Source organism: Enterovibrio nigricans DSM 22720 (assembly GCF_900167155.1).
Taxonomy (GTDB): Bacteria; Pseudomonadota; Gammaproteobacteria; order Enterobacterales; family Vibrionaceae; genus Enterovibrio; species Enterovibrio nigricans.
The window spans coordinates 93,472-99,984 of sequence record NZ_FUXU01000009.1 but is presented as its reverse complement, the minus strand read 5'-3'; the positions used below and the strand labels follow the sequence as shown (position 1 = coordinate 99,984).

Below are 6,513 nucleotides of genomic sequence, written 5' to 3'. Positions count from 1 at the left end.
AAAGAACGTTGACTGTAGAAGCCGGAGCTTCTCACCGTCAGGGCTGCGAATTTTACGCTGTCGGGCGATGAAGTCAAGAAGAAATTTTGCGGCATTTCCGCGTTGCTTTCGCAACCATCAAAACGTCTTGTTGACTTGCTTCTCTCGTTAAAGCGCGCTTACTAAGAAGTGGCTTTTTCGTTGAAGCGGGCGGCCATTTTACTGATTCGTTTCAACGCGTCAAGCGTTTATTTTCATTCAGTTTTGAAGCCTGTTCGCCGTACCGATTTCGTGGGCGTTTCCTTGTTGGAAGCCGCTCTCCGTGTCGGTGAAGCGGCATTATAGAGACTAGGATCACATTGGCAAGGGTTTTTCTTTAAAATCTGCTCAACTGACCACAAATCAACCTAAACTTCGAAAAGCATGACATATTGCAACATTAGAAGGTTGTCACATTCACTTACTAGCAATAATTTCACAATAATCGTAATATCAATCCGATAATTGTATTTATTTTTAATCAGCATTGATTTCATACCTCCATGCTATTTCTTCCAACTGACTTTTAATTTGACGATTATGAGAATATCTATCAGTTTGCTTATTACCGCTGCCATTGCTTTCGTTGGCACAATACTCTTTAACAGTTCACAAATGATTTCGAGCACGGGCTACGCATTTGCACTAGGTGCAGTCACCGTAGGTATCGCTCTTTCTTTTCTTTCTACCAAGTCTCCAAGCGATATTTCAGAATCAATTGCGACCAACAGTAAGACTATATATGTAGGTAACTTACCTTATCGCGCGAACGAAAATGACGTGAAAGATCTTTTTGCCGAATACGGCGAAGTATTTGCCGTTCGCCTCATGAAAGATAAAAGGACAGGTAAACGTCGAGGTTTTGGGTTTGTAGTGATGGCAGCAGCAGATACACCAGAGGCCATCGAGAAACTAAACAACAGCGAATATGGTGAACGAACCTTAAAAGTAAGAGAAGCTAACGATCCTAGAAAGTCGGAGCGCGCTTAATAATAGAGAAGCCCATTTGGGTCATTTCTTTATTTAGTGCCTCTTCTTCTTTTACTTCTGCACTACTAAATACTTCGTGTTTTCTGTTTAATGCCGAGAGGGAGCCATTCCCCTCTTGGCTAAGCAGCATCTTTACGCGCTTAGCGATCGCCAAACCAGAATCAATAACGCGGCACTTATGACCCAGCAACTGCTGTATCTCTTCTTTTAATAGCGGGAAGTGCGTACACCCCAGGACAACGCAATCCACGCCGCGCTGAAAAGGCTTAAGGATGGTATCAAGCTCCGCCATATTCGTAGGCTTACCGCGAAGCTTATCTTCCCCCATCATCACCAGTGCCGTCGAGCCGACCATGTCGACCTTACAGTCTGGGGCGAACTCATTAACCAGATCTCGTGTGTAAGAGCGTTTTACGGTTGCAGGCGTCGCAAGCAGAGCGATGTGTTTAGTCTCGCTTAATTCCGCTGCAGGTTTAATTGCTGGCACGACCCCAACAACGGGAATGTCTAACTGGCTCCGAAGATGTGGCAATACAATTGTGCTCGCTGTGTTACAGGCAATGACCACCAGCGAGATCTCGTGCTCTTTACAAAGCACTGACACCATCCCGCATACACGACTAACCAAAACATCATCATCCAATTCACCATAAGGAAAGGCGGCATTGTCGAAGGCATAGATCACGTGCTGATTGGGCATCAATGCGGAAATTTCCTGAAAGACAGAAAGACCACCTACACCTGAATCAAAAATCAGCACACTTTTCACATTCATTACCTTTTTGTTTATTTGCGTCGCCATAATACTTCGCAAAGAGCGCGTTGAAAATCACTCACGCCTTAAGACGGTAAATCAGATGATGAAACCTTCCCTCTCTCTCTTCATTGTTAACCACAAGTTCCAAGGGATACTGAAAACATGGTGCATTGGTCACCATAGTGTGAAACTCACCATCTTCTCCACATGGATCACAGCTTTCTGGCAAGGCTTTAAGGAGAACCAAGTCATAGTGTCGTCCTAAAAATTCGGATGACAATTGGGAGGTATCAATTGTACTGAGTGATGTTTGAATACCGATCTCGATAATCTCTTTCGCAAGTGCTTTGCTGTTTTCACCAATTAGCGGGAAAACACACTCCCACCCTTGAGGCTCGATGTAGCTTCGGCGATACGCTTCAATACCATTGCAGAACATGTCACCAAACGCCACGGCATCAACATCCAGTCCGCTCGTTTTGATCCCTTCAACAATAGATTGCTGATAAACCTCGTTTGACGGAAAGACTTCATTCAATTCAATCAGCACTAGCGGCAAACCGATAGCATCAGCCTGTGCTTGCACGATAGAGATTGGTGTTGCTTGAAACGGCACGGCACCTTCCACGTGCGTGGTATACAGTCCCACCACCTCGTAACGATTGTCTTTAAACAACCGACAAAGAGTGAGAGTGGAATCTTTACCCGAAGACCAACTGACAATAACGCGTTTTTTCATTTTTACTTCCAAAAGAAAAAGCCGCCTTGTGGCGGCTTTTAGTAAAAGATACGATTAGTACGCGAAGTTCAGATTAACGTAGAACGCTCGTTCTGCTGCTGGGTAATCGCCTGCGGTTTCGTATTCTTCATCGAACAGGTTAGCCACTTTACCGCCTAAGGTAATGTTGTTCGAAATGTCGTATTGCGCAGTCAAATCCCAAACCGAGTAGGCATCCAACATGCCACCGCCTGAGTAATTTGGACGCTCGCCTTGGTACATAAACTGAGTACCTAGCAAAACATCACCCAACCATACTGATGTACGCCATTTCGCCAACTGCTTAGCACGACGCGCCAACTGTTCATTCTTGGACACGTCTTTTGGATCGCGAAGCTCCAGTGACACTTGGTTGTATACAGGGCCCAAGTCGAAATCTGCAATCAGCTCGATACCTTTGATACGCGCTTCTTCAACGTTTTCGTTTTTACCATTTGGCCAGCTACCCGAGTAAACGATCAGGTTGTCGATGGTATTGATGTAACCATTCAGGCTCCAGCTTACATCGTACGTCGTTCCCTCAAAGCCAATCTCTACATTCTCTGACTCTTCAGGTATCAAGTTAACATTACCGCTTGAGCCATAAAGTTTGTCGAATGTTGGTGCTTTAAACGCCGTGCCGTAGCTTGCAAATAAACGATAGTCTTCATTTATCGTCCACCCGGCTGAGATCAAACTGGTGGTGTTGCCACCAAACTGGTCATTGTCGTCATGGCGCACGCTACCTTCCAGCAAAATGCTGTCAGTAATATTCCAGTTAGCCAGACCGAACACACCAATGTTTTGACGAGGATTATCCTCAATCGAGTCAATCGAAATAAAGTTACCGTCGAGGTACTTCTCCAGCGTCAAATCAACGCCCGTCGTTACCGCCAAGTTATCTCTCACTTGGTAGCGTGAAGTCAGGCTTGAATAGATTTGACGAATTTCACTGGTCAGGTTGTCCGCTGACGGGCTTGAACCCTCTGCATAGTCGTAGTTCTTCTGTTCACCAACTTCGATACGCGCTTGGGTATTCCACTTGCCATACGTGTAGCCGGAATCCGCACCAATCGATTTGCTTTCAACCCAAAGGTGTTTCTTGGAGCCACCATAGTCTGCGAAGTCGACTTTGTTCTCGTACCAACGGCCAATAACGTTTGAGTTCCAGTTCTGGCTTGGTGCGTAGCTCAAACGCAGCGACACGTTCTTGCTTTCAAATCCATGTTCATCGTCGGCTGGCGCAATGTCTGGGCGAACGTTGTAACCATCAACAGATTCCAGACCGCCCATCAGTTGCATAGAAAGGCTATCTGTCAATTTACGGGTAACGCCAACATCTGCTGATGCAGTACCAAAGCTACCTCCGCCAATGCTAAAGCGCGTCGATTCAGCGTCATTTCGGGTGATGATATTGATAACCCCACCAATAGCATCAGAGCCATAGACGGTAGCGCCAGAACCACGTATTACTTCAATACGCTCGACGGTATTCAGTGGCAACATGTTGAAATCAACAGTGCCCAGCATTGTACGAGGAAGACGAACGCCATCGACCAGCACTAATACGTGGTTAGAGTTGGTACCTCTAAGGAAGATCGACGCTGTTTGTCCTCGGCCACCATTTTGGCCAATTTCAATACCCGGCAGAGTCTTCAGTGCATCCACCAAACTGCTAGCCTGAAGTTCTTCGAGGTCGGTACGTGTAAGAACAGAAACAGGTGCGAGTACAGTAGAAACGGGCTGTTCAAATCGAGAGGCGGTGACAACCATGGTGTCGTCAGTTGTCGAGATAGATTCGGCGTGCGCAAACGCAGCCAACGGCAACATTCCTGCTGCCAGAAGTTTATTAGACATATCAGATCCAAAAATCGCGTGTATCTAATGATGTCAGGAGATCCTGATACCACATTGTTGTCCAGCTGATATTCGGACTTAGAGACCCCCTACGGTGACAACTTCCCATGCCCATTCCTAGGCACAGTGTCTGGCTTTTCGCCTAGTCACCTTCGTTTCTCATTACCGCTGCGCGCCAGTTCCGGATTCACACCGGATTCCCAGCTGGAATTAAAAAGCGCGCTGATTATAGAGAAGTCAGCGCACCATTGATACTTTGATAGTGAGAACCAGATCTAATTACTCAGGTAATCCAATGTAATGAAAGAAATTACGTCAGTAATTAATGCTGATGTAATCCACTTCTTCGACGTCGAGTTTCATTTTGATATACACAGTGAGCACGAAGAAGAAGTTCGCCAGCAGATTGGCAAAACGCGGCAACGTCTCTTCGAACGTCACACCAGACTCATCCAGACGGTGAAGCAGCCTGACTGTTTTTTTCGAGCCCGTACGACATTGGTGCAGAGCCATCACTGCAACAGGGCCTCTAGGCAATACAAAACGCGTGACTCGGCCCGCACTCAATTTGTTGTAGTGATCGTAACGTTCATGCAGCCATTCCAGGTCTTCCTCGAAAATACCGTTCTTACCGCGCACGGAGCCATTCAAGTGATAGATTTTCGGATGCAGCGTTTCCAAATCAGCGACAACATCATCAAACCCCTCTGGCATCTGAGCCAGTACCATTCCCAACAAACTGCACAGCTCATCGGTATGCACTTCATAATCACAGGTCAGTGCTGACTCATAGATAAAGGGGTAGCAAATTTCCTTACGGTTTTTCGGTTTTCGAAAGGTCATGATAAATCCTGCCAGAACAATTTGTGCCAATCTTATACTAACCCTTACCTTTCCGCCGCCAGAACGTACGACTGGTGAAAAAGTCAGCGAAAAGGCTGGACAATATGGTTTGGCTACATACAATTTGCGCTCATTTTTAGTAATGCAGGTTAGGTAATATGAGCAATACCCTGATTGACACCACCCAATATCAGAAGCAACTGGACGAAAAGATCGTACGCATGCAATCCGCGTTCGCCGAGTTCAACGCGCCTGAGTTGGAAGTGTTTACGTCTCCAGACAAGCACTACCGTATGCGTGCTGAGTTTCGTGTCTGGCATGAGGGTGATGATCTTTATTACATCATGTTTAATCAGGAGACCAAGCAGAAGTATCGCGTGGACCAATTTCCACAAGCGAGTCGCATCATCAATGATTTGATGCCACTGCTGGTTGATGCCATCAAGCCGATTGAAAGCCTGCGTCGAAAACTGTTCCAAGTCGACTTTTTGTCTACCTTAAGCGGTGAAGTACTGGTTTCTATGCTTTATCACCGCCAACTGGATGAAGAGTGGGAAGCTAACGCGCACCAACTCAAACAACGTTTAAACGACGAAGGCTTTAATCTGAATCTGATAGGTCGTGCGCGTAAGCAGAAAATCGTTATCGACCGCGATTTCGTGGTTGAAAAACTGACCGTGAACGATCGCACCCTAACCTACCAGCAAGTCGAAAACAGCTTCACTCAGCCTAACGGTAAAGTGGCCGTCAAAATGCTGGAATGGGCTGTCGACTGTACGCAAGATAGCACGGGCGATCTGCTGGAGCTTTACTGCGGAAACGGCAACTTCTCACTGGCACTGTCTGATAACTTTGAACGCGTATTGGCAACTGAACTTGCCAAACCGTCCGTTGATTCTGCTCAGTGGAACATTGCAGCAAACAAGATAGACAATGTTCAAATCATCCGTATGTCTGCGGAAGAATTCACCGAAGCGATGGAAGGCAAACGCGAATTTCGACGCCTACAGCAAGCTGGCGTTGATCTAAAGAGTTACAACTGCAACACCATCTTTGTTGACCCTCCACGATCGGGCATGGATGAAGGCACATGTCGTATGGTGCAGACATATGACCGCATCCTGTATATCTCATGTAACCCAGATACGCTAAGAGACAATCTGACTATATTGTCAGAAACTCATCACATTACGCGTTTTGCGCTGTTTGACCAATTCCCATATACCCACCATATGGAAGCGGGTGTTCTGCTGGAACGTAAATAAACATGAAAAAAGGAGCCTCAGGCTCC

At 46.4% G+C, this 6,513-nt stretch carries 6 protein-coding genes and 1 riboswitch; of the genes, 2 read left to right on the top strand and 4 right to left on the bottom strand.

The genetic code is table 11. From position 1 onward, the window contains the following. Nucleotides 1-558: 558 nt before the first annotated feature. Complete coding sequence (locus B5D35_RS05750; protein WP_078751637.1) at nucleotides 559-1,008, top strand: RNA recognition motif domain-containing protein; 450 nt, start codon at nucleotides 559-561, stop codon at nucleotides 1,006-1,008. On the opposite strand, the gene murI is transcribed toward B5D35_RS05750, so the two are convergent. The 4 genes from murI to B5D35_RS05730 form a co-directional block, all read right to left on the bottom strand. After that, a complete protein-coding gene (gene murI / locus B5D35_RS05745) occupies nucleotides 986-1,783 on the bottom strand; it encodes a glutamate racemase (protein WP_078751641.1) in 798 nt (265 codons plus the stop codon). The genes B5D35_RS05750 and murI overlap by 23 nt on opposite strands. Before the next feature lie 58 nt (nucleotides 1,784-1,841). Beyond that, nucleotides 1,842-2,504: a Dph6-related ATP pyrophosphatase gene (locus B5D35_RS05740; protein ID WP_078751636.1), complete on the bottom strand. Its 663-nt coding sequence runs from the start codon at nucleotides 2,502-2,504 to the stop codon at nucleotides 1,842-1,844. A gap of 54 nt (nucleotides 2,505-2,558) precedes the next feature. Then, nucleotides 2,559-4,379, bottom strand: a complete 1,821-nt coding sequence (locus B5D35_RS05735; RefSeq protein WP_139367724.1) for a TonB-dependent receptor domain-containing protein — start codon at nucleotides 4,377-4,379, stop codon at nucleotides 2,559-2,561. 46 nt (nucleotides 4,380-4,425) lie between these two features. Continuing rightward, a riboswitch (cobalamin riboswitch) is annotated at nucleotides 4,426-4,644 on the bottom strand. A gap of 50 nt (nucleotides 4,645-4,694) precedes the next feature. Beyond that, complete coding sequence (locus B5D35_RS05730) at nucleotides 4,695-5,222, bottom strand: ATP--cob(I)alamin adenosyltransferase (RefSeq protein ID WP_078751635.1); 528 nt, start codon at nucleotides 5,220-5,222, stop codon at nucleotides 4,695-4,697. Between the two features lie 158 nt (nucleotides 5,223-5,380). Here B5D35_RS05730 and trmA point away from each other — a divergent pair, with 158 nt between their 5' ends. After that, a complete protein-coding gene (trmA, locus tag B5D35_RS05725) occupies nucleotides 5,381-6,487 on the top strand; it encodes a tRNA (uridine(54)-C5)-methyltransferase TrmA (protein WP_078751634.1) in 1,107 nt (368 codons plus the stop codon). The last annotated feature ends 26 nt before the right edge of the window (nucleotides 6,488-6,513 follow it).

What these genes read in the sequence shown, in the direction of transcription:
- B5D35_RS05750 (WP_078751637.1), top strand. Translation starts at nt 559, where the DNA reads ATGAGAATATCTATCAGTTTGCTTATTACCGCTGCCATTGCTTTCGTT.
- B5D35_RS05735 (WP_139367724.1), bottom strand. Translation starts at nt 4,379, where the DNA reads ATGTCTAATAAACTTCTGGCAGCAGGAATGTTGCCGTTGGCTGCGTTT.
- murI (WP_078751641.1), bottom strand. Translation starts at nt 1,783, where the DNA reads ATGAATGTGAAAAGTGTGCTGATTTTTGATTCAGGTGTAGGTGGTCTT.
- B5D35_RS05740 (WP_078751636.1), bottom strand. Translation starts at nt 2,504, where the DNA reads ATGAAAAAACGCGTTATTGTCAGTTGGTCTTCGGGTAAAGATTCCACT.
- B5D35_RS05730 (WP_078751635.1), bottom strand. Translation starts at nt 5,222, where the DNA reads ATGACCTTTCGAAAACCGAAAAACCGTAAGGAAATTTGCTACCCCTTT.
- trmA (WP_078751634.1), top strand. Translation starts at nt 5,381, where the DNA reads ATGAGCAATACCCTGATTGACACCACCCAATATCAGAAGCAACTGGAC.